The organism is uncultured Turicimonas sp. (assembly GCF_902477955.1).
In the GTDB taxonomy this organism is placed as follows: Bacteria; Pseudomonadota; Gammaproteobacteria; order Burkholderiales; family Burkholderiaceae_F; genus Turicimonas.
In genome coordinates this window covers 1-25,703 of sequence record NZ_CABSJB010000001.1, presented here as the reverse complement: position 1 = coordinate 25,703, position 25,703 = coordinate 1, and the positions used below count along the sequence as shown (strand labels likewise).

Genomic DNA, 25,703 nt, shown 5'->3' with positions numbered 1-25,703 from the left:
AAGATACATTTATGGCTCAAACTCTTTAAGCCAATCTTCGTCATCTTCCTCTTCCGGCTCTTCTTCAGTATTGGCAATCTTAGCGATAGCCTGTCTCAATAAATCAATCCCGGCTCCGGTCACTGCGCTCAAAGCAACTGCTTTCGGGCGTCCTTTATCATCAAAAGTAAGGAAGGGATCATTGCTTTCTTTGTCTATTTTGTTATAGACCATCAGCTGAGAAACTTTATCCGCACCGATTTCTTTAAGAACTTTATTGACCTCGGCAATTTGTTCTTCCCGGGCCGGACTGGAAGAATCCACTACGTGCAAAAGCAAATCTGCTTGAGCTGCTTCGTCCAAGGTAGATTTGAACGCCTCAATTAATTGGTGAGGCAAACCTCGGATAAATCCAACTGTATCGCTGAGAACCACTTCCGTATTTTCATCAACGAAACATCTTCTTGCCGTCGGATCCAACGTAGCAAACAACTGGTCAGCCGCATAGACCTCGCCTCTGGTTAGGCGGTTAAACAGCGTAGATTTTCCCGCATTGGTATAGCCCACTAAAGCAACAGTTAGAATTTGGCCTCTTTGTCTTGACTTTCTTTGGGTGTTGCGCTGTTTTTCAAGCTTCTTGAGCTGCTCTTTGAGGGCTTTAATTCGAACGCCGATCATTCTTCGGTCAAGTTCGATCTGCTTTTCCCCAGGGCCTCCGGTTTTTGATAAACCGCCTCTCTGTCTTTCCAAGTGAGTCCAACCGCGAACCAATCGGGTAGACAAATGCGTCAAACGCGCAAGTTCAACCTGCAGGCGCCCCTCTTTTGTTTTAGCTCTTTGACGGAAAATCTCAAGAATCAGACTTGTGCGATCAAGTACAGCGAGTTTTGTGGTAATTTCGATATTTCTCTGCTGTGCGGGAGAAAGGACAACGTCGAAAATTAAAATGGTGCTTCCGGAATCTCTGGCAAGCTGCGCCACTTCCTCAATCTTCCCGCTGCCAAGAAAGGTTTTCGGATCAGGCTTCTCTCTTTTTGCTTCCGTGATCCCTTGAACATCATAGCCGCAGGAACGAGCTAATTCAGTCAGTTCTTCTGCGGCATCTTTGTGAATTTGGCGAGCCAGCGTTACCACTACGAGCCAAACTTTTTGGGGGCCGTCAGCCCCCTTCTCATACTGAAAATCCACTTATTCGGCTTCTGTCTGTTCACCGGCAAGCGGCACTGCTCTAGCCGGAACAATAGTACTAATCGCGTGTTTATAGACCATTTGAGTAACGGTATTTCTCAAAAGAACGACATACTGGTCAAATGATTCGACTTGTCCTTGTAGTTTAATGCCGTTGACCAAGTAAATTGAAACGGGAATTTTTCCTTTGCGAAGACTGTTTAAGAACGGGTCTTGTAATAATTGCCCCTTTGTCATATTTATTTTCTCCGTGTGTGCAATGCACAAAATAAAAAGAATGCTATAAAAGATTGTAGGAGAGAAGCTTTCTACATATTTACTATATTAATCGTTTTGAGCGTAAGGATTCTTGTTTGTTCTTAATTCAATGCGTAAAGGCGTGCCTTTAAGATTGAATTTTTCTCTAAAAAACCCTTCCAAGTACCGTTTGTAGCTTTCCGGCACATCCTGCAATGCATTTCCATGAATTACGATCACCGGCGGATTCATGCCTCCTTGGTGAGCATAACGCATCTTAGGACGGCCTCCGCGGGCTCTCGGCGGCAGCTGCCGGGTGGTTGCCTCAATCAACGCACGTGTCAGCTTCGGTGTAGAGAGTTTAACGAAAGCTGCTGCATGAGCTTCATTAACGGCAGTCAGAAGATTACCTAAGCCCCTCTTATATAAAGCAGAGATGTAAAGACTCTTGGCCCACTTCAAAAAGTGAATCTTGTGTTCAAATTCTTCCTTGACTCGTGTTCTTTCATATTCACCGATGTCATCCCATTTATTAATAGCAATGACTAGAGCACGGCCGCTTTCAAGAATATAACCGGCAATGTTGGCATCTTGTTCCGAAATACCGGCTTTTGCGTCAAGAAGCAAAACAACAACGTTCGATTTTTCAATCGCCTGCAGCGTCTTAATGACGGAGAATTTTTCGATTGCCTCGAAAACTTTACCTTTGCGCCTCAAACCAGCTGTATCGATAAGAATGTAGTCCTTATCTTTGTACTGGAATTCAACTTCAATAGCATCGCGGGTTGTCCCCGGCATATCGAACGCAATAAGTCGTTCCTCTCCGATGAGAGCATTAATTAGCGTTGATTTTCCTGCATTTGGTCTGCCGGCAATAGCGACTCTGATTTTGTGCGCAAAGTCGCCGTCTTTCTCGATTTCTTTTTCAGTCGGATACTTTTCCAATGCCATATCGACCAAGGCGCGTACGCCCTCGCCGTGAGCTGCGGAAATCGGATACGGCTCACCTAAGGCAAGCTCATAGAATTCGGATTTCACAACCTCTGACATGCCCTCGGCTTTGTTGACGACAAGATAGGTCGGCTTGCCGCTTTCTCTTAAGCTTTGCGCAATTCGCTGATCCTGCGGGGTTAGGCCGGATCTTCCGTCTACCAGGAAGAAAATAATATCAGACTCTTCGACAGCCAGCTGAGCTTGGTTGGTCATCTCTTTGACGATGCCCTCAGTCTTAATCGGTTCAAAACCGCCGGTATCGACAACAATAAAAGGCTTCTCGCCGACTCGGCCTTCACCGTAATGGCGATCTCTGGTTAAACCGGGAAAATCGGCGACTAAAGCGTCCCTAGATCTTGTGAGGCGGTTAAATAAAGTTGACTTGCCGACATTCGGGCGGCCAACCAATGCAACAACAGGCAGCATAATTGTTATCTCGTAGCTAAGTAAGCTACATCTCCTTTACTTGTCTGGAAAATCGCACCGGCACTAAAACTTTGTGCCTTAGTAACGATTGGCCCGCTTAAACGAGTTCTGGCTATTTCTTCTCCTGTTCTCGGTGACAAAAGGTGAACGTAACCTTCATTATCACCGACGGCAACGGTTCCCGGCATAATGACCGGAGCACTGAGTCCGCGGTAAGTCATGGTTTTATTTTCCCAGCGAAGCTCTCCGCTTTCACGATAGTAGGCTCTGACAACACCTGTGACATCAACAACATAGACGTTGTCTTCGTCAACTGCCGGACCTGCAATGGCGTCGACATTCTGTGTCCACATCATCTGTCCGTTCGTGCTGTTAATGCAAGTTACGGCACCCTGATAAGCAGCTGCACAAAGCATATCAGCGTTTAATACAGGGGCACCAACCACATCAATCAAGCGTTCGACTTCCGTTATTCCTTTGGCTTGGGCTACCGGGAATTCAAAAACAGGACGTCCGTTATTGACGTCTAAAATAACCACGTTTCCGTTAGGCTGACCAACAAATAAGAAGTTATCACGTGCAGTCATGGAAATGGGTACACGAACAGTCAAAGCGGGCTGATTCCTCTGGAAAGTCCACTGCTGTTCCCCGGAAGAGGCCTCAAAAGCGGAGACTCTCATATCTTTAGTTCTAACAATAACCAAACCGTTGGTGATGACGGGAGGTCCGGCAAGTTCACTGGTCAGTTTGCTCTTCCAGTCCTCTTTTCCTTCTGCATTTAAAACAACCAATTCACCGTTTTCCAATCCCACGGCGGTGTTATACCCGTCAGTTCCTACTCCTCCTACAACCGGAGAATCAAAAGAAACAGTCCACTCTTTGTTCCCGGTTCTGGCATCTAAGCGGGCTAATTCTTTGCCGCCCGCAACCCAGACGGATTCGTCAAAAAGACCGGGAACTAAGAATCCGTCAGCGTTCGGCATGCTGACTGACCAAACTTCGGAGACATTGATAGCGGGCGTAAACGATACCAATTCCGCCGGTTCATGCTTGGGAGAGGAACATCCGACTAAAACAGCTGCCAGTGCGGCTGCTGCCAGGGTCAAGGAAAATTTTTTCATGTTTTATTCTCTTTATAAAGCCTGAAGCTTAATTTCAATAATCTTGGCTAACGGATTTGTAGTGGTGCAAGCTCTTAAAGCTTCCGTCCAGCATTCTTTTGCTTTTTCTTTATTGCCCATGGCAATGTAAGCATCGCCCTTTCTATCTTCGACTAATGCTTTTTCAGCATCCGGATTTTTAATTGAATTCAAAAGATTTAAGGCCTGCTCGTAAGAGCCCTGGTCAATGTAAATGCCGGCTAAACGAACAGCCGCGACAGTCTGCAGTTCAGGATAATCCTTGGAATCAATAACCCATTGAAGATCTTTGATAGCTTCACTGGCTTTATTGTGTTGTTCTGCTGTATAAGCCGCCAATAAAGCACCCATACCGGCAAATGCTGTCCCAGCGTAGTCTTCCTGAAGCTTCAGAGCAATATTTTGAACTCTCGGCTGATCCTTATTGTTATTGGCTTGAATCATCAAGCTGTAAAGAGAGCCGGCATCTGCAGACTGCTTCATCTGATACCACTGCCAACCACGCATACCGGCAGCAGCCAAGCAGGCAACCGTGACAATAGTGAGAATTAAAGTCCCCCACTTCTCCCACCAGGCTTTAATTTCGGATAGGGACTCTTGCTCTTCTAAATCATATGCCATATTTGACCTTTCTCTTTATCGAGTTTGTTCAGCTAAATATTCAACAGCCTGTTCTACAGTCATCTTTAACTGCTGGCCGTAATCTTTCAAGTTTTCGCGCAGCGGCTTGATAGAAACCTTCTTCTCTTGTGTTTCGCTTTCGCCGATAATGACAGCAAAATCAGCACCGGATGCATTGGCCCTCTTCATCTGGTTGGCAAACTTAGCGGAGCCGGAATGAAGGATCGTGCTGATTTGCTTATTTCTGAGAGCTTCTGCGGTACGCAAAGCAAACAGGAAGGAGTCTTCGCCGCTCCAAGCAACGTAAACTGAGCATTCTTTATAAGACGGAGCGATGCCCTCTTCTTTCATCAATTCGATAATTCTTTCAATGCCCATTGCAAAACCACATGCCGGCGTTTCTTTTCCGCCGAGCATACCGATTAACGGATCGTAACGGCCGCCTCCGCATACGGTGCTCTGGGCTCCAAGCTTATCAGTAACCCATTCAAAAACCGTCAAGTTGTAGTAATCCAAACCTCTAACTAGGCGAGGATTGATGCGGTAGTCAATTCCTTCGGCCTCTAAAATATCTGTGAGCCTCTTAAGAAATGCTTTGGACTCTTCGCCGAGACTGTCCATTAACTTCGGTGCATTCTCAACCAAATCCTGCATTGCCGGGTTCTTTGTATCGAGAATCCTTAAAGGGTTGGTATAAAGCCTTCTCTGAGCTTCTTCATCTAAGATTTCTTTGTGAGCTTCGAAGTACTTAATTAAAGTTTCTCTATAAACCTGCCTTTCTGCAAACTGTCCGAGACAGTTCAATTCCAGCCAGACGTTCTTAATGCCAAGCTTGTCCCAAACTCTTTTAACGAGCAAAAGCTGTTCGGCATCCACATCAGGACCTTTAAAGCCAAGAGCTTCTAAACCAAACTGATGGAACTGGCGCAAACGTCCTCTCTGGGGACGTTCATGTCTGAACATCGGGCCCATATACCAAAGACGGCGAGGTGCATCATAAAGCAAATTATGTTCAATACAGGCACGGACCACGGAAGCTGTATTCTCCGGTCTCATCGTCAATTCATCTCCGTTCAGGGAATCAACAAAGGAGTACATTTCCTTTTCAACAATATCAGTAACCTCGCCGATGCCGCGCTTAAACAAACGGGTTTGTTCAAGAATCGGAGTTCTGATCTGCATATAGCCGTATTCTTGGGCAGCTTCAACTACGGCTTTTGTGAACTTATCCCAGTAAGGAGTGTCCTCCGGGAGCATGTCAGCCATGCCCTTGATTGCTTGTATTTTATCTTTTGCCATTTTTAATCCTGATTTGTCCCAAACTTTGTTTGGACATAATTATCTATTAATTTTTTGAAATCAGAAGCCATTTGCTCTCCCTTTAAAGAGCAAACTTTCTTGCCGTCGATATAGACAGGAGAAACCGGAGCTTCTCCGCTGCCGGGCAGCGAGATGCCGATGTTGGCATGCCGGCTTTCTCCCGGACCATTGACAACGCATCCCATTACAGCGACTGTCATGTTTTCAACACCGGGATACTTTCCTCTCCACTTGGGCATTTGCTGCTTCAAATAGCTCTGTGTCTCTTTTGCCAGCTCTTGGAAAAGTACGCTGCTCGTTCTACCGCAGCCGGGACAAGAAACAACCTTCGGCTCAAAATTTCTCAACCCTAAGGACTGAACAATCTCACAGGCCAAATCGACTTCCGCAGAACGCTTTTGACCGGGTTCCGGCGTCAGAGAAACGCGGATCGTATCACCGATTCCTTGGGCTAAGAGAATAGAAAGAGCCGCCGTTGAGGATACAGTGCCCTTCAAACCCATTCCGGCCTCTGTCAAACCAAGATGCAAGGAGTAAGGACAAAGTCTATCGAGCTTCTGGTAGATATCGACTAATTCACGAACACCGCTGACCTTAGCGGAAATTGCAATTTGCTCTTTCTGCATGCCGAGACGAACTGCTTCATCAGCACTATCGATTGCACTTTTGACTAGAGCTCTGCGGAGAATCTCCCCGGAATTTTCCGGATTTGGCTGACGGTTATTTTCTTCCATCATTTTGGCCAGAAGATTCTGATCCAGCGATCCCCAGTTAACTCCTATGCGGATTGGCTTGTCATATTTGATCGCCAAATCAATCAGCGTTTTAAAGTTTTGTTCGTGCTTATCGCCCTTGCCGACATTTCCCGGGTTGATTCGGAACTTCGAAAGAGAACGGGCACATTCCGGATAATCGCTTAGAAGCTTATGGCCGTTGTAATGAAAATCTCCTACCAAAGGAACGAAATATCCGGCTGCATCAAGCTTTTGACGAATAAGAGGAACTGCCTGAGCAGCGGCGGGCGTGTTGACAGTAATTCTAACCAACTGACTGCCTGCATCGGCAAGCTCCATAATTTGCTTGACTGTACCGTCTACGTCCGCAGTTTCCGTATTGGTCATTGATTGAATAACAACTGGGCTGCCTCCCCCGAGCAGAACCACGTTATTGGCCCATTTAACTGTCATGGGCCCGTTTTTTGTTTTTGTCATTTCAAATTATTTAGCTGTGAACACCTGAAAAGATACAGAGCCCGATCTGGAAGAGCTTGCTAAGTCAACCGGGTTGGCGTTAAGTGAGACTTTTGCGCGGAACTTGTTGCCGACAGTCACTCGGAAAGGCAGAGGATGTTTAAATTCCTTAGTTTCCCCCTGCTTAAGAGTAGTGTTGTCGACAAGTTTACCGTTAACGTAGATACCGAACCAGCAGTCACCGTCAGTGGCACTGAATTTAATATTTACAGGTTGTGTGCTGGAAGCTCTAGGAAGCGTAGTGGACCAACCGTTTTCGTTCTGAACCAATTTCAAAGTAACAGGAGCGGCCGGTTCAGGAACAACCGGTGCATTCTTGGCTTCTTCTGCCTTCTTTTGAGCTTCGAGCTGCTGGTTATGTTCAGCCATAACTTTTGCTTCAAGGGCACGCTCCTCCGGAGTCTTGCCGACCTGAGTTATAGGCTTGCCGTCAGGTGTCTGAGAGGGAACCGCTGTAGAACCGTCAGTTGCGGCAGCCGGAGCACCGGTCTCAGCTTTAGCAGAGATTGTTTCTTGCTTAGGAGCCGGCTTAGACTCTTCTGCAGCAACCGGCTTTGGTTCTTCAGCTTTCTTCTTGTTTGCGTCAGCTGTAGGATTTTTTTCGTCGGCAGCGGTCTTGGATGTGTCCGCATTAGCTTCAACTGCCGGCTTATCCGTTGAGTTCATAAAGTTCAGAGAAGACTTAACCTCCTGAAGATTAAAACTCGGATTCATGTAACGCCACCCCATATAGGCAACAATAGCAACCACAATTAAGAAAATAATCCAGCCGATCCCTTTGCCTTTTCCGTTTTTAGTTGTTTCTTCTTGGTAAGGACGCAGCCCGGAGGTTGTTTTACGAATCAAAGCCTTTTGATCTCTGTCTTCTGAAGCTAAGGAATTGCTGAAGAGATCGACTATCTTAGCTTCATCCAGGCCAAGCAAACGAGCGTAGCTTCTTAGGTGGGCTCTCGTATAAACCACGGAGGCAAAAGCTGAAGGATCGCCCTCTTCAAGACCAATGATCTGTTTGGCGGACAGTCTAAGCTGCGAGGCGACCTGTTCAACAGAAAGGCCCTTAGACTCGCGAGCCTCTGTCAACAGTTTTCCGTATTCAGGTACATTTGACTGAGTAGCGGCTTTTTGTTCTGGTTCTTGCTGCTCTAATTCATTTTGTTCAGTCATTTAAATCTCCAGCCTATTTACTGTGGTTTCGTTATTTCTTTAATTAATATTTGTCTCTGTGCGCGCTTCTCAGCCAATTTAGTCCTGTCTTTAATTTCACCGGCTAATTGACCGCAGGCGGCATCGATATCATCTCCTCGAACTTTTCTTACGGTACAGACAATTCCTGCATCGTTAAGAATTGAGGAGAATGCCTTCACGTTTTCCTCCGAGCTTCTCTCAAGACCGGAGCCCGGGAAAGGATTGAAGGGAATTAAGTTAAATTTGCAAGGTACCTTTTCAACAAGTTTTACTAACTCTTTAGCTTGTTTTGAAGAGTCGTTAACGCCTCCGATCATGATGTATTCAAAAGTGATGAAATCTCTCGGAGCGACTTTAAGGTATCTTTGGCAAGCTGCCAATAAATCTTCAATAGGATGCTTTTTGTTAACCGGCATGATCTTGTCGCGCAATTCATTGTTAGGAGCGTGCAAGCTCACAGCAAGCGCAACAGGGCATCTTTCTGCAAGTTTATCGATTTGACGGACGAGTCCGGAGGTTGAAACGGTCACGCGGCGGCGTGATAAGCCGTAAGCATGATCGTCAAGCATCAAATTAAGTGCAGGAACGACGGCATCTAAATTTTGGAGCGGCTCCCCCATGCCCATTAAGACAACATTGGAGATAACTCTCTCATTTTCATCCTTGATGCCGCGAGACTGTCTGAGGGTATGTTCGGCATGCCAAAGCTGACCGATAATCTCTGCAGTCGTCAGGTTTCGGTTGAAACCTTGTTTGCCGGTTGAACAGAACAAACAGTTCATTGCACATCCGGCCTGCGTAGAAATGCACAAGGTGCCTCGATTGGATTCAGGAATAAATACCATTTCAACGGCGTTGCCGTTTCCGACATCGACGAGCCATTTGCGTGTTTCATCAGCAGAAATTTTATCGCGCAAAATCTCAGGGCCTTTGATTTCAGCAATCTGACTGAGTTTGGCCCTGAAAGATTTGGCGAGGTCAGTCATTTCATCAAAAGTCTTAGCTCCTCTCCGGTGAATCCATCTTTCAAGCTGGACAGCCCGGAACGGCTTCTCACCTAAAGAAGCGCAAAACTGTTTCAGGCCCTCTTGATCGAGTCCTAAAAGGTTTGTTTTGGGTTTATTTTCTGAAGTGACTGACATTATTCCCTCAATTAGCGAGAATAAACATTCATCTGTGGGAAGAAGAATGCGATTTCAACAGCGGCTGTTTCAGGGCTGTCAGAGCCATGAACGGCGTTAGCGTCGATACTTTGAGCGAAGTCAGCGCGGATAGTGCCCTTAGCGGCCTTCTTCGGATCTGTGGCGCCCATCAATTCACGATTTTTCATGATGGCGTTTTCGCCTTCAAGAACCTGAACCTGAACAGGACCGGAAACCATGAAATCAACGAGGTCTTTGAAAAAAGGTCTTTCTTTGTGAACTGCATAGAAAGCTTCGGCCTCCTGACGGGACAACCATTTCATCTTGGAAGCGACAATCTTAAGACCGTTGCTTTCGAATCTTGTGTAAATTTGACCAATAACGTTTTTAGCTACTGCATCAGGTTTAATAATAGAAAGTGTGCGTTCTACAGCCATTTCTTACTCTATAAAATATTAAAAAATCAAAAACCTTCGACCTCTTGGGTCTCCGGAAGCATAAACCTTCTCTAGGAGAAGAAAATCTTGCCACTATTGACAATTATTCGATTTTATCACGCACAAAATAACGCAATTTCACATCAGTCGCATTTAGAGAAAAAGCAAACATTTGGAACAAGTTTGTCAGGCTCTCATCCGTAAATGGACTCTGTCATGATCGTTTTTCAAATCGGCCTCAGTTTCTTCGCCAACCTGCCTTAGGAATGCCTCGTTTTTTTGAACTGAAAGACGGAATATAGAAAAACAGCAAGATTAATTAAAGCAAATGCAATCAAGGCAAGCAGGGAATAAGAGGTCACAGACGCAAAAGACAAAGGCCAGACTAGCTTGGGTGCTTCTAAAAGACACAAGGCTGCTCCTGCAGCGTTGATACAAAACCACATGGTCAAGGTCTTCATTGCGGATCCCTGGGGATTGTTTTGAAAGAGAAGATAAATGAGGTAGACGGCCATCATTTCGCACAGTATCGAGATTGTGCCGACTGCCTTAACGTACCCCCAGCTGTTAAGTACGGTTCTTGGATAACTTTCTGTAAAGAAAAATATTTTTGCGAAGAAACAAATCAAAAGAAGCGGATTGACAATAAGTGTCAAAGCAGCTGCAAAATTCAGATACCTCTGTTTACTCGGGAACCTCTGTCGCAGGAAATAAGCAATGAACACCAAGAGGAGCAAAGCTCCTCCGATGACAACATAGTCATTTGAATCAAAGTGCAGAAGCATCAAACAGACTTACTAAGACGGGTAGAACTTAGCTACTTCCGGACAGAATCTGATATACGCAGTAATTCCCAAAAGAATTGCGATATAGACTGAGATATACAAAGCACAGTTATAGACGATAGGCTCACCAAGTTTGCCTAAGAAGAGGAAGGGGAGAATACTGGCTGCGCAGACTGTCATTAGTGCGGAACACCACATAAAACGGATGGCGCGAAACAGACTTCTTCTATTATGACGCACATACAGCATCCAAGCTGCCATGACGCTTTGAACCACGCTAACCAAAAGGAAGGCCCCGCAAACTAGTAGAAAGACTTGATCTAGAGAAGCCTTTCTGTGAAGAGATCCCGCTTGCATCGTTACTTGTTGAACGATGTGAGGCCGCTCCCCGGCGATCCCTTCAAACATGGTATTCCATACGAAAGGCAGAGATTCCTGAGCAATTCCGACATTGATTAGGGGAAGAATGAGAAATAAAAAAACGATGCAAAAAGCCAGGCCCCACAAAGGAATTCCCCGGCCCTTGGTTTTAATGACATAAGCGGGGAACCAAACGCAAAAACCTAAAGCAAATATCAACGCAAACCAATACTCAAAAACACCGCTTTCTTCCATTATTCCTCCATTTTTTAAGATCTATTATCGGACATCTTTTGTTAGATTTCTAGTGAAAACGTGCATCAGTCAAGCTTTATGACCAGTAGACTTCTCTAGATTTATCGGAAAAAACAAAATAAACTCCTGAGAAAAATAAAGTGATAAGAAGCTCAAAAACAAAGAAGGTATTCGCCAGGTTCATATCAACCGAACCGCCATAAAAAACGGAGGGCACGCCGAATAGACCAAGCAGGCTCAATGCGACGCTCAGGCACATAAAACCTAAGATATTTATTCCGATCTTTTTTCCTCTGCCTTGAATCAGCTGAATGACCACAACTAACGATGCGGCCACCGAACCTAAAGTAAAGGCCCATGCAGCAGAAGAGAACTCAACCACGTGCGGAAGCCCCCATGCGGCACCCATTTCTACCACTTGTTGGATTTCAAGGTAATTATTGCTTAGGATCAGCACGGGTAAGAAGAGAGAAAAGATAGAACACAAAATCGCAGACCCCCACGACAAGCTCTTAACTATCCATTTAAAGAAAATTGCAGGTACAAAAATAACCGCAGCAAAAAAAGCTAATGTCTGGACGATAGCCTGGATCAAAACTGTAGTGTGCACAATCTTCCCGTCTTATTTCTTACTACTCGGAAGGATTTCCTTCATTATCTGGTTTGCTTTCTTCCTCGGCTGATTCTTCCACCTTCTCAGCTTTCTTTATTTTGCAAAGCTCAAGCTCCTCAGACGATCCTCTTTCAAACAATGCAATGCTCTCAACATGTCCGGTGTGCGGGAACATATTCATGATTCCGGCTGCTTTCAACACCCAGCCGCCCTCGTTAACGAGGATATTGCAATCTCGGGCAAGTGTTGCAGGACTGCAGGAGACATACACAATTCGTTCCGGCCGCTCCGAAGTCTCAGCCAAAGAAGTGCATAATGCTTGAGCACCGTCACGCGGAGGATCTATCAGCACCTTATCGATGCCTCCCATTTCTTTCCACAAGGCTGTCCAATCTTCTAACGTCCAAGTAAATAAATTGCGCTCTCTGAAGGAAGCTTTATCAGCAAGCCCGTTAGCGACCGCACTGGCTTCAGCCCTCTTAACAAGCTGTTCACTACCCTCAATACCAAATACCTTCGCAGACTTTGTAGCAATCGGCAAAGTAAAGTTGCCGAGGCCGCAGAAGAAATCAGCAACTTTATCTGTTGTCCGGAGTTTAAGTAAACGAAGTGCACGGGTAATCATGACGTCATTTAACGCATGATTAACTTGTGTGAAATCTGTAGGCTTAAAGACCGTTGTAACGCCGGTTTCAGAATGGACAAGTTTCAGATTATTAAGGTTTTCCGGATCCATTGGTAAAACAGTATCCGGACCTTTCGGCTGATACCAGAATTCGACACCATACTGTCTCTGGAACTCTCTGAGCTTTGTTTCATCTTCCTGCGAAGGTGTCTCCAAAACTCTCAGCACTAAGGCAGTGTGTTCACCGGCAACAGCAATTTCAATCTGAGGAATTTTCTGACGAAGTTTCAAAGAACTAATGAGATCGCGCAAAGGTACCAGCAAATCACTTACTTTTTTAGGAAGGATTTTGCAGGATTTCATGTCAGCGATAAAACTTGAGCGTTTTTCGTGGAAACCAACCAAAACCGTATTCTTTTTTAGAACATCTTTGACGGACAAACGTGCTCGATGACGATAATGCCATTCCGGTCCGAAGATCGGCGGAAGAATACGCAACGGTTTGACTCGGCCGATATGCTTTAAGGAATCCATGAGGACTTTTTGTTTGACAGCTACTTGAGCGCGTGGCTCTAAATGCTGCATAGCACACCCGCCGCAGCTGCCGTCAGCCATGCCGAAGTACGGACATCCGGGGGCAACACGCAAAGAAGACTCTTTAAAAATCTGAGTAGCAATACCGCTCTCAAAGGCCTGTTTGTTGCGTATTCTTTCGTACTCAACCTCCTCTCCGGGAAGAGCTCCTTCAATAAAGACTACCTTCCCTTCCCGTCGAGAGACACCTCGGCCTTCCTGATCTAATGAATCCACGGTGACAATAAATTTGTCACGAACTTTTTGCTTTTTCATAGCATTCTCCGAAAATCGCCTCTAATCTATTCGGGATAGGAAGCAGAGGATTCGAGTAATAACCGTAACGGTCTTCACTAAAAACCAAACGGTAATACTTATTCAATATTCCGTCCAGCGGGATAATCTTACCGACTTTCCGTTCCACAGAAAATCGGTTTACGGAGGGCTATGTCCCTCCGTTTTTGTTTGAAACAAAGCGTTGCTTGATTATTTGGTAGGAAGCATTTCTACCGGGTTCAGCGGCTTGCCCAGCTTACGAATTTCAAAATGGACTCTCGGAGCTTCTGAATCGGTCTTTCCGATAGTTGCAATCTTCTGCCCCTTCTTAACCATATTTCCTTGTGCCACTTGAATATTCTTGAGATGACAGTAGGCAGTAACGTAAGTGGAATTATGCTGAACAATGACCAAATTTCCTAAATTTGTCATGTTGCCAACGACAATGACCTTACCGTCTGCAGAAGCAACAACTGAATCTCCCTCCTTACCGGAAATATCCACTCCCTTATTATTCGGGCCGAAACTCTTAACGATACTTCCCTGTGCCGGCCACATAAATGTTCCGGAAGTTGAAGCCGTTGTAGTTGTCTTTGCTACAGGTTCAGATTTTGCAACCTCCGCCTGGCTTTGTTTGACCACCGGCGCAGCGGTTGTAGTTGCAGAAGCTTTCTCAGCTGCCTGAATCTGAGCTATCGCAGAAGAAGAGGAATTGACTGAGAGTCGAATACGCTGTCCAACTCTTAGCTGATTCGGATTTGTCATTCCGTTTTCTCTGGCTACCGCCTTCGGATCGACACCGTAACGACGGGCAACAGAATACAAAGTGTCTCCGGGTTGAACGGTATAGACCGTGGTAGAGGTAGGTCCTTCCACAATAGGCGCCTGAGATTTTCCAGAGAATGAGCAGCCTGAAATAATCAAAACCATTGCTACTGGCGCAAACAACTTACGGAACTTCATTTAATTACCTTCTTGGAACCTGGGCAGACATAAACGATAATGGTACCAAATTTATCCATTTTCGATCATCTAAAAAGCGGGTGAAATTACTACTTATTTTTATTCCACCAGGTGCGAATCTCTTCCAATTGGGAATAATCAGTCATATCCATATGAAGCGGAGTCATACTGACGTAGCCATGATCGACTGCCCAGAAATCTGTGCCGTACACATTATCCTTTGCATCCCCGGCCGGCCCCATCCAATAGATCTTTTCTCCTCTCGGATTAATTTGTTCAACCACAGGCTGGGCTGAATGACGTCGCCCAAGCCTTGTCACAATAACTCCCGACAACTCTTCAAAATACGTGTTAGGGATATTCACATTCAGCAAAAACGGGGCTTTCAGAGGATTCTTGATGTAATCTCCGACGATTATCTCAGCAACGCGCACGGCGCTGTCTAAGTAAGACCACCCGCTCTTTACCTGAGAGAAAGCAAATGACGGGCACCCAAAAAGGTATCCCTCCATGGCGGCGGCAACGGTTCCCGAATACAGGGTGTCATCTCCCATATTCTGACCGCAATTAATACCGCTCAATACTAAGTCAGGCTTTTCTGGCAGCAGACCGGTCATAGCAATATGCACACAGTCGCTAGGAGTGCCGGTAACAAAATAAAGATTTTCCTGAAGCTGCTGAATACGCAAAGGCAAATGAAGCGTCAACGAATTGCTTGCCCCGCTTTGATTTCTTTCAGGTGCAACGATCGTTACTTTTCCAAATTTCTTCATTGCTCGGGCCAATTCTTGAATTCCCGGAGCCAGATATCCGTCATCGTTCGAAATAAGAATATGCATTTTTATGTTCTTCTTTGGAAATTAGAGCCATTGCAAACTTTCTTTGTCAGTTAACTTCGGACAACTATGTTCCGTAAAAAAAGACAAAGTATTGACGTTGGATTCACAAGCTAATTAGGAAAAATAAGCCGGTTATTATTGCTTTCCGCTCGGAATTCAAGATGAGAACGGCTCCGCATTTTCTCATGAGAAAGAATTTTCTCAGATTTTTTATCCTCGAGGATAGAACAAGAGCGGCGGTTACTCGAAGCCGGTTATTATTGTTTCCGTCCGTAAACAAAAAACCGCAGATTCTCTTTCCGCGGTTTTTTCGTCTGTCCTTAAAGTTAGGCTGCTGCCGGCTTATGCATCTGCGGCTGAGCTTGGGAAGCACTATTTAACGCTTCTTTGCCCTTCTCCTTCAACATTTCAGAGCCCTTTCGGCTTGCTAATGCGATTAATTGAAGCGATGCACCAGCTAAGACCAAACTTTTCTTGGTGGGCAGTGTCTGTGGCATTTTGTTTCCTAATCGATGTTAATGATTTCATTCTATGAATCGATTGTGACAGCTAAATGACACAGAAAAAGACCGCCTCGTTTCTTACAATTTATTAGCAAATTCAATAGGAAACACTTACTCGAAAACCCTCATTTTTTAATCTTTGCCCGATTTCGTCCATTTTTTCCTTCGGTATTTTTTCCAAATCGGGTGCGGGCGTTTCGCGAGCAAGTGTATAAATCATGACTTCTTTCGGCTGAATTTCTTTGAGTGCCGAGATCCAGGGGACAACAAATTCTTCCGTTGTATTGTCTATTTCTTTTCCCTGTGTTCTTCCCTTGAGGAAAATTGTTTGTATGATCAGCTCTCCGTTGAACCTCTTGAGATTCTCGATCGTCTTCTTCAAGTCATACGAAGAATTCGGACGGTCCACCATTTTGATGAACTCCTCATTGACGGTGTCCAACTTCAGAATATTGTTGTCAACTCTTTTCAATGCCCTAAATACGTGCGGTTTTGCAATGAAGGTAGAGTTGCTCAAAACTGAAATCTTAGCCTTCGGGAAGTATTTGTCTCTTAGTTCGATTACATCTCCAACGATTTCTTCAAAGTCAGGGTGGCTTGTCGGCTCTCCATTGCCTGCAAAGGTAAAGACATCGGGAGTAACTCCTTCTTCGGTAAGCTGTATTAGTTTTTTCTCAAGAACCGTCCTCACTTTTTCTCGGGAAGGCAGCTTTGTATTTTCTCTATTGTCTTTATTAAAACCGCACTCACAATAGATACAGTCAAAAGAACAGAGCTTTCCACCCTCCGGGAGCAGATTCAGACCTAGTGACGTTCCTAGCCTTCTGGAGTGGATGGGCCCAAAAACCGGAGAGGGGAAGTTAATACAAGCCATTGCAATTACCTTTTTCTACAATTTCCAACATGTCTTGCCTACGGCAAAGTTAGTATTCTAGTTCCAACTCTTCTTTCTAATGTATGTACACCGAACTCGATAATCTTTTCCAAAAATTGGCACGCTCGAAATTTAGAAGCAAATTTCGGCTCAATTACGATGATCGGTTATTTGCAGAAATGAAAGGACCGGAGGTTTTGCGTCAACATGCTCATGATTTAATTATCAAACGGCTGGCCCCCGAAGAACCGCTAAAGGACGGCAAGCAAACACCGGTCAAAGGTCACCCTGTTTTCGTTGCTCAGCATGCAACAGGATGCTGTTGCCGGGGCTGCCTTCTGAAATGGCACGACATCCCAAAACATAGAGAATTGTCTGACGAAGAAGTTGAGTACATCGTCAAAGTTCTTCTGGAGTGGATAGCAAGAGATTTGCAAAAAGAGCCTCGCAAAAGAAGGATCAAAAAAGGAGAGACTCTTCCGCTTCTTTAGCCTCCCCTTTTTTCAAACACTTGAGTAATTAATTGTCTAATTGCTCCAGCATCGCATCAATCTTTTTAATGCAATCTTTCTTCCAGAACTTATGCTGTTCTCTCACAGGTTTTCCGCCGAGAGCCTTGCAGTAAGCTGTTAAAGCCTTTTCAAGCTTGTCACTCTTTTCGGGGCCTTCCACACCAAAAATGTTATTAATGCGGTTTGCAGCGATAATGGCGCGGTCATTGCTCTTGCGGCCTTTGCCGTAGCCGAGCCAACGAGCCGGTCCGAAATGAAGCTCACCGTCCCAGTGATAAACTACAAACACGACACCTCTTTTTACGATATCGAGTCTGTCTTTCTTCGGAAGCTCTTCTAAAGCACGGATATTGCGGGCCAAACCCTTACGGCCGGTAACAAGATTCTTTTCTCCGTTGACCTTTGCATGAGCTTTTTGATTTGCCAAATCCATAATTTTCCTCTTCATGTTTTTCTTCGATGATGACCAGAGTAGACCTCACAGCAGTGAGTGGGGGTTCTTACGTACCAAATGAGGTATATAGCGCTTTGCGGTGCACACCAATTCGTAAGCAAAAAAGACAGAAAAAACAAAAACTCCTAGTTGCTCAACGGTTAAGATAAGTCTTTTGGCTTAGAATCGATAAAATGTGCGGAAAGCGCTTCCCTGTAATACGAATAAATTCAAGCGCGTTCCAGACTAATAACTACGGAGATTTTTTGAATGATTTCAATTACATTGCCTGACGGCTCTAAGAAAGAGTTTGAAGGTCCGGTAACTGTTAAAGAGGTTGCCGCATCAATTGGCGCAGGCTTAGCTAAAGCTGCGATCGCCGGTAAAGTAAACGGTAAGTTAGTTGACACAAGCTACCCAATTACAGAAGACGCAACACTTTCTATTGTCACAGATAAAGATCCGGAAGGTTTGGACATCATTCGCCACTCCACATCTCACTTGATGGCTCAGGCGGTCAAGGAAATCTTCCCGGGTTCACAAGTCACAATCGGACCGGTTATCGAAAACGGCTTTTACTACGACTTCTCTCTCCCCCGTCCTTTGACCATGGAAGATCTTCCTGTCATCGAAAAGAAGATGGACGAATTAGTGAAGAAAGATCTTCCCATCGTCCGAGAAGAAATGGAAAGAGACAAAGCGGTCGAATTTTTCAAGTCCATCGGTGAGGATTACAAAGCAGAAATTATTGCTTCAGTCCCAACTAATGAAGCGATTTCTCTCTATCGTCAGGGCGACTATGTTGACCTTTGCCGCGGCCCTCACGTACCGAGCACAGGCCGTTTGAAAGTTCACAAACTAATGAAGATTGCAGGTGCCTATTGGAGAGGCGACAGCAACAACGAAATGCTTCAGCGTATTTACGGTACAGCATGGGCCAAGAAAGACGATCAGGCCAACTATCTGCATATGCTTGAAGAAGCAGAAAAACGCGACCACCGCCGCTTAGGTAAGGAATTGGATCTTTTCCACTTCCAAGAAGAAGCTCCGGGTCTCATTTTCTGGCACTCCAAGGGCTGGGCTCTTTGGCAGCAAGTTGAACAGTATATGCGCAACGTCTACCAAGAAAACGGCTACATGGAAGTCAAGGCTCCTCAGCTCTTAGACAGATCTCTTTGGGAACGTTCCGGCCACTGGGATAAGTATCAGGACAATATGTTCACAACTAAGTCCGAAAACCGCTACTACGCTCTCAAACCGATGAATTGCCCGGGCCATATCCAGCTGTTCAACAACACCGTTCGCTCCTATCGCGATTTGCCTCTCCGCTATGGTGAGTTCGGGGCTTGCCACCGCAACGAACCCTCAGGTTCTTTGCACGGTTTGATGCGTGTCCGCGGCTTTACTCAGGACGACGGTCATATTTTCTGTACTGAAGATCAGATTCTTGACGAATGCATCGCCTACAGCGATCTCGTTAAAAAGGTCTATGCAGACTTCGGTTTCCACGACATTTCTTACAAAGTAGCTACTCGTCCTGCAAAGAGAATCGGCGACGACGCCAGCTGGGATAAGGCAGAAAAAGCTTTGATGACTGCTCTGGATCAGGCAGGCATTAAGTTCGACATTCTCGAAGGCGAAGGCGCATTCTACGGTCCTAAGATTGAATACCACCTTAGAGACTCTTTAGGCAGATCTTGGCAGTGCGGAACAATCCAGGTCGACTTCCAGATGCCGGGCAGACTCGGTGCTGAATATGTGACAGAGGACAATGAGCACAAAGTCCCTGTTATGCTTCACCGTGCTATTTTGGGCAGTATGGAGCGCTTCATCGGCATGCTGATTGAGCACTATGCCGGTTTGCTTCCGACATGGCTTGCCCCGGTTCAGGTCGGTATCGCCAACATTACCGATGAGCAGGCTGATTACGCAAAAGAACTGGTAGAAACCTTCAGAAAAGCCGGCATCAGATCTGAAGCAGATTTGCGCAATAACAAGATTACATATAAGATTCGCGAACTTAGCCTTCAAAAACTTCCCTATATTGTTGTTGTGGGAGCCAAAGAAAAGGCTGAAGGTAAAGTCTCAGTCCGGGCACGCGGCGGTAAAGACCTGGGCGTAATGACTACCGAAGAATTTATTAAACTTGTCCAGAAAGACGTTGAAGAACGCCGTAACGGACAAAATGATTAACTAACCGGAGACAAAAATAGCTCAAGAACGCACGCACCGGATCAATGGCGAGATCCGTGTTCCTGAAGTACGCTTGACCGGGGTTGACGGTAACATGATTGGTATCGTCAAAACCTCTCAGGCATTAGCCATGGCAGAAGAGGCAGGTGTTGACCTGGTTGAAGTCGCGCATAATGCACGTCCTCCCGTTTGTCGCTTGATGGATTACGGCAAGTTCCGTTATCAAGAGCAAAAGAAGGCACAAGAAGCCAAAGCCAAGCAGAAAGTTATTCAGGTCAAAGAAGTTAAGTTCCGTCCTCAGACAGATGAAAATGACTTCCAGACTAAGCTTAGAGCTTTGCAGCGCTTTATTGGAGACGGCAACAAGGCCAAAGTCACTCTTAGATACCGCGGCCGTGAAATGGCTCATCAAGAGTTCGGAAACGACCTTCTTAACCGCGTAAAGGAAGAGTTGGCAGACATTGCACAAGTCGAGTCTTTTCCAAAATTAGAAGGCCGTCAGATGATTATGGTTCTTGCTCCGAAGAAAAAGAAGTAAGAATTGACCGGAGAGCAGGGTTTCTGCTCTCCTTAGTTTTTTGAAAATAACAATTGTTACTAGGAACATTACTTTTTCCTTGTAAATTGTTGTTTTTTTAGTGTATCATTGCGCCCTGTTCTGAATAAGGACAATAAGTGAAATCAGGCTAAAAAGATTTCTCCGTCGGAGAGACGCCTGCAATCATCAAATAATAAGGATCTCGGCAAAATGCCAAAGATGAAAAGCAAAAAGGCAGCTACCAAGCGCTTCAAAGTACGCTCTGGCGGCTCCATCAAACGTGCCCACGCAACAAAGCGTCATATTCTCACAAAACGCACGACAAAGAACAAACGTCATTTGCGCGGTATGGTAACCATCAATGAGTCGGATGTTAAAGAAATCCGCCGCATGATGCCTTACGCTTAATAGAAGGAGAATAGAATGCCTCGAGTAAAACGTGGTGTAACGGCTAGAGCCCGTCATAAAAAAGTTTTTGCATTGTCGAAGGGATTTTCTCTCCGTCGCAACAATGTCTATCGTGTAGCCAAACAGGCTGTCATGAAAGCCGGTCAGTATGCTTATCGTGACCGCCGCAACAAGAAGCGCGTATTCCGCCGCTTGTGGATTGCACGTATTAATGCTGGTTCAAGAGCTAACGGATTGAGCTACAGCAAGTTCATGAACGGTTTGAAGAAAGCCGGCATTGAGCTTGACCGTAAGGTTCTCTCTAACATGGCTATTTTCGACAAAGAAGGTTTTGCTGCTATTGTTGAAAAGGCCAAGGCTAGTCTCGCCTAATACAGCAACTGTATAAAATTTTTCGGCTTAGTCCGAAATCTGTCCTAGCAAAGGCCTGGTGAATTTATCTTCTCCAGGCTTTTCTTTTTTTCAAGTTAACTTTTTGTGTTCAAAAGATGGAAGACCTCAATCAAATAGTTGAATCTGCCAAGCAAGCATTCCAAGAAGCCCAAACGACCGCTTCTTTGGAAGACGCTAAGGCAAAGTTTCTCGGCAAGAACGGTCAATTAACTGAGCTTCTCAAAGGAATGGGCAAACTCTCTCACGAAGAAAAAAGAGAAAGAGGAGCAGCCATCAACAAGACGAAGCAGGCTGTAGAAGCACTTCTCAATCAAAGAAGAGAAGAACTTGCTGCCGCCCAATTAGAAAAGAGACTCTCTGCCGAAGCAATCGACATCACACTTCCGGGTCGCACACAGGGGATCGGCGGTATTCATCCTGTAATGAAGACCTGGATGAGAGTAGAGGAAATCTTTAGAACCATCGGTTTTGAAGTTGCTGACGGTCCTGAGATTGAAACCGACTGGTATACCTTTACCGCCCTGAACAATCCTCCAAACCATCCGGCACGCAGCATGCAGGATACGTTCTACGTTGACATGATTGACGAAACAGGCAAACAGATGCCTTTGCGTCCTCATACTTCTCCTATGCAAGTCCGTTATGCCCGCCAGAACAAGCCGCCAATTAAGGTTATTGCTCCGGGAAGAACATACCGCGTTGACTCAGATGCCACTCACTCTCCGATGTTCCATCAGGTTGAAGGACTTTGGATCGAAGAGAACATCAGCTTTGCTGATCTCAAGGGCGTTTACGTAGATTTCCTTCGCCGTTTCTTTGAAACCGAAGATCTTATTGTCAGATTCCGTCCGAGCTACTTCCCCTTTACAGAACCTAGCGCTGAAGTCGACATGATGTTCACAAGCGGCCCAAGAAAAGGCAAATGGCTTGAAATCAGCGGTGCCGGCGAAGTTCATCCGAATGTTGTCAGAAACTTCGGTCTTGACCCCGAAAAATACATTGGCTTTGCTTTCGGCTCCGGCTTAGAAAGACTGACAATGCTCCGCTACGGCATTGACGACTTAAGACTTTTCTTTGAAGGCGACCTCAGATTCCTTCAGCAATTTAACTAACGTCCAGAGGAAAAAGAATGCTATTTTCAGAAGAATGGCTGCGCCATTACATTAATCCTGATCTTGACAGCAAACAGTTATGTGAAAAATTAACCATGGGCGGTTTGGAAGTTGAAGGGATGGATTCCATTGCGCCTGAATTTCACGGTGTTGTCGTTGCTCAAGTTTTAACCGTCGAACAACATCCTAACGCAGATAAGCTCCACGTCTGTACAGTAGACACTGGCAAAGGTGAGCCAATTCAAATCGTCTGCGGAGCCCCCAACGTCGCGCCCGGGGTCAAAGTCCCATGTGCACTTGACGGCGCTGTATTGCCGGGTAATTTCAAGATTAAGAAATCCAAACTTCGCGGTGAAGTCAGCAACGGTATGCTTTGTTCCTCCCGCGAGCTTGGAATTGATGAAGATCACAAGGGTCTTTGGATCCTTCCGGCAGATGCTCCTGTCGGTGAAGATATTCGCAAGTACGCCCATCTGGACGGCAAGAAGATTGAAATTAAGCTGACTCCGAACAGAGGTGACGCTCTCAGCATTCTCGGCATTGCACGCGATTTACGCGCCATGACGGGTGCTGAAATGACAACTCCGGATTTCTCTCCGGTTGAACCGACTTGCCATTGCACCAAAGAAGTTAAGGTTGAAGCACCCGAGCTCTGTGGCCGCTTCTCCGGCCGTATCATCGCCGGATTAAATGCCAAGGCACCTACTCCGCAATGGATGAAGGACCGTCTTGAAAGATCGGGTCAGCGCTCTATCTCGGCCTTAGTTGACATCTCTAACTATGTCATGTTGGAGCTCGGCCGTCCGACTCACTTCTTTGACCTGGACAAAATCAACGGACCACTCGTTGTCCGTTGGGGCAAGGAAGGTGAAAAAGCCGAACTTCTTAACGGAAAGACCGTTGACATCGACCCCTATTTCGGTGTAATTGCTGACGACAACGGCGTTGAAGCCATTGCCGGCATCATGGGCGGAGAAGGCACTTCCATCTCCCTCGATACCAAAAACATTTTTGTTGAAGCTGCTTTCTGGTGGCCAACTTCAATTCAGGGCAGATGCAGAAAATTAAACTTCTCTACCGATGCAGCTTATAGATTCGAACGCGGCGTTGATTTTGCAAGCAATCCTGAACATTTGGAATACATCACAAAGCTGGTAGTGGAAATTTGCGGCACGCCCGAAACGAAGATCGGACCTGTCGTCGATCAAGTTGTTGCATTGCCTGAGACCAAGCAAGTTAAGATGCGTGCTGACCGCTGCCGTAAAGTCATCGGCATTGATATTACCGATGACCAGATGGAACAGTGCTTGAAAAATCTTAACTTCCCGTATGCAAAAGAAGACGGCGTCTTCACCGTAACAGCCCCTTCTTACCGCTTCGATATTGAAATTGAAGAAGATTTAATTGAAGAAGTCGCCCGCTTGATAGGCTATGAAGCTCTTCCTGAAATTCCTCCGCTTGCACGCATTCAAATGAAGGAACAGCCGGAAGACACCCGTACTCGTCATCAGCTCCGCAGCAAACTTGCAGGCTTAGGCTTCCAAGAATTGATTAACTACTCTTTCGTTGAAGACAAGGCTGATGCCCTCTTTACTGAAAAAGAAGACGTCATCAAGGTGTTAAACCCGATCGCAAGCCAAATGAATGTCATGCGCACTCAGATGATCTCCGGGTTAATTGACAATCTGGTTTTCAACTTAAACCGCAAGGCAGAAAGAGTTAATATCTTCGAATACGGCCGCGTATTCTGGAAGAATGATGAAATCAAAGGTTCCGACTCTTCCGTACAAGGCGTTGAACAGCCAGTTCACTTTGCCGCTCTTTCTTACGGGGCTGCCGTGCCGGCTCAATGGGGGCAGGAAAAGCGCTTGGTTGACTTCTACGACTTAAAAGGCGTTCTGGAAGCCTTTGCTTTCCCGCTGAAGCTCCGTTTTGAACCGTACAAGCACCCAGCTCTTCATCCGGGACGTACTGCAAAAGTTATGCTTGACGGCGAACAGATTGGTTTTATTGGTGAAATTCATCCGAAGATTCTTCAGCAGTACAATTTGCCGCATGCTCCAGTCGTCTTTGAGGTAGATGCCACTGCCTTGATGCAGACAGATGTTCCGAGCTATAAAGGCATTCCGAAACAACAGCCGATTTTAAGAGACTTGGCCGTTTGGGTTGATGATAAGGTTCCTGTTCAGGACTTGCTTGATGCCGTTAAGAAAGCATCTAAGACCGACCCAAGACTTCTTTCGTTGGCCTCTTTCGACTTGTTTGATGTGTACAAGCCGAAAAAAGAAGACACCGAAATGCAAGGCAAGAAGAGTTTAGCTTTCGCTATTAAACTGCAAGCTAAACAAGAAGCTCTTGAAGAGAATGAAATTGAGGAAGCCGTTGCCGCTTTAGTAGAAACTTTAGAAGCAAAAGGCGCTTCTCTCAGAAAATAATATTTTTAGAGGACAACAATGACAGAAATTTACGATAGCGAGGATCTCGCTACCTTTTCTACCGGTCTTGGACCCGATGAAACCCTGACTAAAGCGCATTTAGCCGAGCTTCTGACCCAAGAATTCGGTTATTCCAAAAGACAGTCAAGAAACATTGTCGATCTCTTTTTTGATCAGCTCCGCGCCTGCTTGGAAAGAGGCGAATCAATCAAGCTCTCAGGCTTCGGAAGCTTTCAATTAAGAGACAAGCCGGAAAGACCGGGAAGAAATCCCAAGACCGGTAAAGAAATTGCCATTACCGCCCGCAGAGTTGTGACTTTCCATACAAGTCCGAAATTAAGGGACATGGTGGAAGCTAACAGCGAGCTTATCGAGAGCAAATTAGCTAAGTAAGATATGGCAAAGCTCTCGGAGTTACCGCGCATACCACCGGAAAAGAAATTTTTCAAAATTTCCGAAGCGGTAACTCTTTGCGGCGTCCGTCAAGATGTTCTTCGGTTTTGGGAATCTGAAATCCCTGCTCTTCGGCCTATTCGAAGAGGAAATCAAAGAAGGTACCGGCCTCAAGACATTTTACTGGTCCGTAAAATCCGGGAGCTAAGATACGGCAGAGGCCTCTCTATTGAAGGTGTTATTTCTGAGCTGAAAAAAGAGAAAGAGGGAGTTCCGGAGGAGCTTGCTCCGCTCGCCGCTCCTCCCGTTTCTCAAATGCTTTCAAAAGAAATGATTCGTGAGCTTCAAGAAATTTCTTCTAACTTAAAAGAGACTGCGGAGTTTTTGCGCAACAAGTGATTTTGGTGTAATATTCGCTTTCTCAGTCGGGGCGTGGCGCAGCCTGGTAGCGCACTTGCATGGGGTGCAAGGGGTCGCGAGTTCGAATCCCGCCGCCCCGACCATTTAATTTCAATAGGTTACTGCCTTGTAACCTTCCTTTCTTTTCTTTTTTATTTCTCCCAGAGTTATTAAAATCTTCTCGTCAGTCCGATTACGGATATAAGAGAGTTATTCATTTATTTTTACCTCGCTTAGCTCATGCGCCGGGAAACCTCCGTCCGAAAGGGCGGAGATGAGAGGCGTTTCGTTTTACCTTGATCTT

28 protein-coding genes and 1 tRNA gene are annotated in these 25,703 nt (G+C 45.7%); 10 read left to right on the top strand and 19 right to left on the bottom strand.

Features of this window, described 5'->3' with window-relative positions:
* Positions 1–9: 9 nt before the first annotated feature.
* The 18 genes from hflX to RDK53_RS00060 form a co-directional block, all read right to left on the bottom strand.
* Positions 10–1,167 (bottom strand): GTPase HflX, encoded by a 1,158-nt coding sequence (gene hflX, locus RDK53_RS00145; protein WP_308512722.1) that lies wholly within the window; start codon positions 1,165–1,167, stop codon positions 10–12.
* Positions 1,168–1,404 (bottom strand): RNA chaperone Hfq, encoded by a 237-nt coding sequence (gene hfq, locus RDK53_RS00140; protein ID WP_066590654.1) that lies wholly within the window; start codon positions 1,402–1,404, stop codon positions 1,168–1,170.
* Positions 1,405–1,491: 87 nt separating this feature from the next.
* Positions 1,492–2,823 carry a ribosome biogenesis GTPase Der gene (gene der / locus RDK53_RS00135; RefSeq protein ID WP_308512721.1) on the bottom strand — a complete coding sequence of 444 codons (1,332 nt, stop codon included), beginning with the start codon at positions 2,821–2,823 and terminating at the stop codon, positions 1,492–1,494.
* A gap of 5 nt (positions 2,824–2,828) precedes the next feature.
* Positions 2,829–3,944, bottom strand: a complete 1,116-nt coding sequence (bamB, locus tag RDK53_RS00130; RefSeq protein WP_308512720.1) for an outer membrane protein assembly factor BamB — start codon at positions 3,942–3,944, stop codon at positions 2,829–2,831.
* A 12-nt stretch (positions 3,945–3,956) separates the two neighbouring features.
* Positions 3,957–4,583, bottom strand: coding sequence for a tetratricopeptide repeat protein (locus RDK53_RS00125; protein WP_308512719.1), 627 nt, complete (start codon positions 4,581–4,583; stop codon positions 3,957–3,959).
* A 15-nt stretch (positions 4,584–4,598) separates the two neighbouring features.
* Positions 4,599–5,882, bottom strand: coding sequence for a histidine--tRNA ligase (hisS, locus tag RDK53_RS00120; RefSeq protein ID WP_308512718.1), 1,284 nt, complete (start codon positions 5,880–5,882; stop codon positions 4,599–4,601).
* 2 nt (positions 5,883–5,884) lie between these two features.
* The gene (gene ispG / locus RDK53_RS00115; protein ID WP_308512717.1) at positions 5,885–7,114 is read right to left on the bottom strand and encodes a flavodoxin-dependent (E)-4-hydroxy-3-methylbut-2-enyl-diphosphate synthase; all 1,230 of its coding nucleotides are present in this window, start codon (positions 7,112–7,114) and stop codon (positions 5,885–5,887) included.
* A gap of 6 nt (positions 7,115–7,120) precedes the next feature.
* Complete coding sequence (locus RDK53_RS00110; protein WP_308512716.1) at positions 7,121–8,317, bottom strand: RodZ domain-containing protein; 1,197 nt, start codon at positions 8,315–8,317, stop codon at positions 7,121–7,123.
* Between the two features lie 17 nt (positions 8,318–8,334).
* Complete coding sequence (gene rlmN, locus RDK53_RS00105) at positions 8,335–9,480, bottom strand: 23S rRNA (adenine(2503)-C(2))-methyltransferase RlmN (RefSeq protein ID WP_308512715.1); 1,146 nt, start codon at positions 9,478–9,480, stop codon at positions 8,335–8,337.
* 11 nt (positions 9,481–9,491) lie between these two features.
* Positions 9,492–9,917, bottom strand: a complete 426-nt coding sequence (gene ndk / locus RDK53_RS00100; protein ID WP_066590642.1) for a nucleoside-diphosphate kinase — start codon at positions 9,915–9,917, stop codon at positions 9,492–9,494.
* A gap of 260 nt (positions 9,918–10,177) precedes the next feature.
* A complete protein-coding gene (locus RDK53_RS00095) occupies positions 10,178–10,702 on the bottom strand; it encodes a hypothetical protein (RefSeq protein WP_308512714.1) in 525 nt (174 codons plus the stop codon).
* 12 nt (positions 10,703–10,714) lie between these two features.
* Positions 10,715–11,317 carry a hypothetical protein gene (locus RDK53_RS00090; RefSeq protein ID WP_066590640.1) on the bottom strand — a complete coding sequence of 201 codons (603 nt, stop codon included), beginning with the start codon at positions 11,315–11,317 and terminating at the stop codon, positions 10,715–10,717.
* Positions 11,318–11,393: 76 nt separating this feature from the next.
* Positions 11,394–11,927: a hypothetical protein gene (locus tag RDK53_RS00085; RefSeq protein WP_308512713.1), complete on the bottom strand. Its 534-nt coding sequence runs from the start codon at positions 11,925–11,927 to the stop codon at positions 11,394–11,396.
* 22 nt (positions 11,928–11,949) lie between these two features.
* A complete protein-coding gene (gene rlmD / locus RDK53_RS00080) occupies positions 11,950–13,404 on the bottom strand; it encodes a 23S rRNA (uracil(1939)-C(5))-methyltransferase RlmD (RefSeq protein WP_308512712.1) in 1,455 nt (484 codons plus the stop codon).
* Between the two features lie 210 nt (positions 13,405–13,614).
* Entirely contained in the window at positions 13,615–14,367 is a 753-nt protein-coding gene (locus RDK53_RS00075; protein WP_308512711.1) for a peptidoglycan DD-metalloendopeptidase family protein, read from the bottom strand.
* Between the two features lie 89 nt (positions 14,368–14,456).
* Positions 14,457–15,206: a 5'/3'-nucleotidase SurE gene (gene surE, locus RDK53_RS00070; RefSeq protein ID WP_308512710.1), complete on the bottom strand. Its 750-nt coding sequence runs from the start codon at positions 15,204–15,206 to the stop codon at positions 14,457–14,459.
* 326 nt (positions 15,207–15,532) lie between these two features.
* Positions 15,533–15,703 carry a hypothetical protein gene (locus RDK53_RS00065; protein ID WP_308512709.1) on the bottom strand — a complete coding sequence of 57 codons (171 nt, stop codon included), beginning with the start codon at positions 15,701–15,703 and terminating at the stop codon, positions 15,533–15,535.
* Between the two features lie 103 nt (positions 15,704–15,806).
* Positions 15,807–16,583: a radical SAM protein gene (locus RDK53_RS00060; protein WP_308512708.1), complete on the bottom strand. Its 777-nt coding sequence runs from the start codon at positions 16,581–16,583 to the stop codon at positions 15,807–15,809.
* A gap of 83 nt (positions 16,584–16,666) precedes the next feature.
* Between RDK53_RS00060 and RDK53_RS00055 the strand changes: the two genes are divergently transcribed.
* The gene (locus tag RDK53_RS00055; protein ID WP_308512707.1) at positions 16,667–17,074 is read left to right on the top strand and encodes a DUF4186 domain-containing protein; all 408 of its coding nucleotides are present in this window, start codon (positions 16,667–16,669) and stop codon (positions 17,072–17,074) included.
* Positions 17,075–17,102: 28 nt separating this feature from the next.
* Here RDK53_RS00055 and RDK53_RS00050 read toward each other — a convergent pair whose 3' ends face one another.
* A complete protein-coding gene (locus tag RDK53_RS00050; protein WP_308512706.1) occupies positions 17,103–17,543 on the bottom strand; it encodes a hypothetical protein in 441 nt (146 codons plus the stop codon).
* 255 nt (positions 17,544–17,798) lie between these two features.
* Here RDK53_RS00050 and thrS point away from each other — a divergent pair, with 255 nt between their 5' ends.
* The 9 genes from thrS to RDK53_RS00005 all read left to right on the top strand — a co-directional run bounded on the left by thrS (position 17,799) and on the right by RDK53_RS00005 (position 25,503).
* Positions 17,799–19,721, top strand: a complete 1,923-nt coding sequence (gene thrS, locus RDK53_RS00045) for a threonine--tRNA ligase (RefSeq protein WP_308512705.1) — start codon at positions 17,799–17,801, stop codon at positions 19,719–19,721.
* 16 nt (positions 19,722–19,737) lie between these two features.
* Positions 19,738–20,259, top strand: a complete 522-nt coding sequence (gene infC / locus RDK53_RS00040; protein WP_084081390.1) for a translation initiation factor IF-3 — start codon at positions 19,738–19,740, stop codon at positions 20,257–20,259.
* Positions 20,260–20,469: 210 nt separating this feature from the next.
* On the top strand, positions 20,470–20,667 hold the full coding sequence (gene rpmI, locus RDK53_RS00035; RefSeq protein ID WP_066590622.1) for a 50S ribosomal protein L35: 198 nt from the start codon (positions 20,470–20,472) through the stop codon (positions 20,665–20,667).
* Between the two features lie 15 nt (positions 20,668–20,682).
* Positions 20,683–21,039 carry a 50S ribosomal protein L20 gene (rplT, locus tag RDK53_RS00030; RefSeq protein WP_066590620.1) on the top strand — a complete coding sequence of 119 codons (357 nt, stop codon included), beginning with the start codon at positions 20,683–20,685 and terminating at the stop codon, positions 21,037–21,039.
* Positions 21,040–21,155: 116 nt separating this feature from the next.
* On the top strand, positions 21,156–22,172 hold the full coding sequence (gene pheS / locus RDK53_RS00025; RefSeq protein WP_066590618.1) for a phenylalanine--tRNA ligase subunit alpha: 1,017 nt from the start codon (positions 21,156–21,158) through the stop codon (positions 22,170–22,172).
* Positions 22,173–22,189: 17 nt separating this feature from the next.
* Positions 22,190–24,607, top strand: a complete 2,418-nt coding sequence (pheT, locus tag RDK53_RS00020; protein WP_308512704.1) for a phenylalanine--tRNA ligase subunit beta — start codon at positions 22,190–22,192, stop codon at positions 24,605–24,607.
* Positions 24,608–24,625: 18 nt separating this feature from the next.
* Positions 24,626–25,000 carry an integration host factor subunit alpha gene (locus RDK53_RS00015; RefSeq protein WP_084081389.1) on the top strand — a complete coding sequence of 125 codons (375 nt, stop codon included), beginning with the start codon at positions 24,626–24,628 and terminating at the stop codon, positions 24,998–25,000.
* A gap of 3 nt (positions 25,001–25,003) precedes the next feature.
* Positions 25,004–25,399, top strand: a complete 396-nt coding sequence (locus tag RDK53_RS00010; RefSeq protein WP_308512703.1) for a MerR family transcriptional regulator — start codon at positions 25,004–25,006, stop codon at positions 25,397–25,399.
* 27 nt (positions 25,400–25,426) lie between these two features.
* A tRNA-Pro gene (locus RDK53_RS00005) sits at positions 25,427–25,503 on the top strand.
* Positions 25,504–25,703 lie beyond the last annotated feature (200 nt).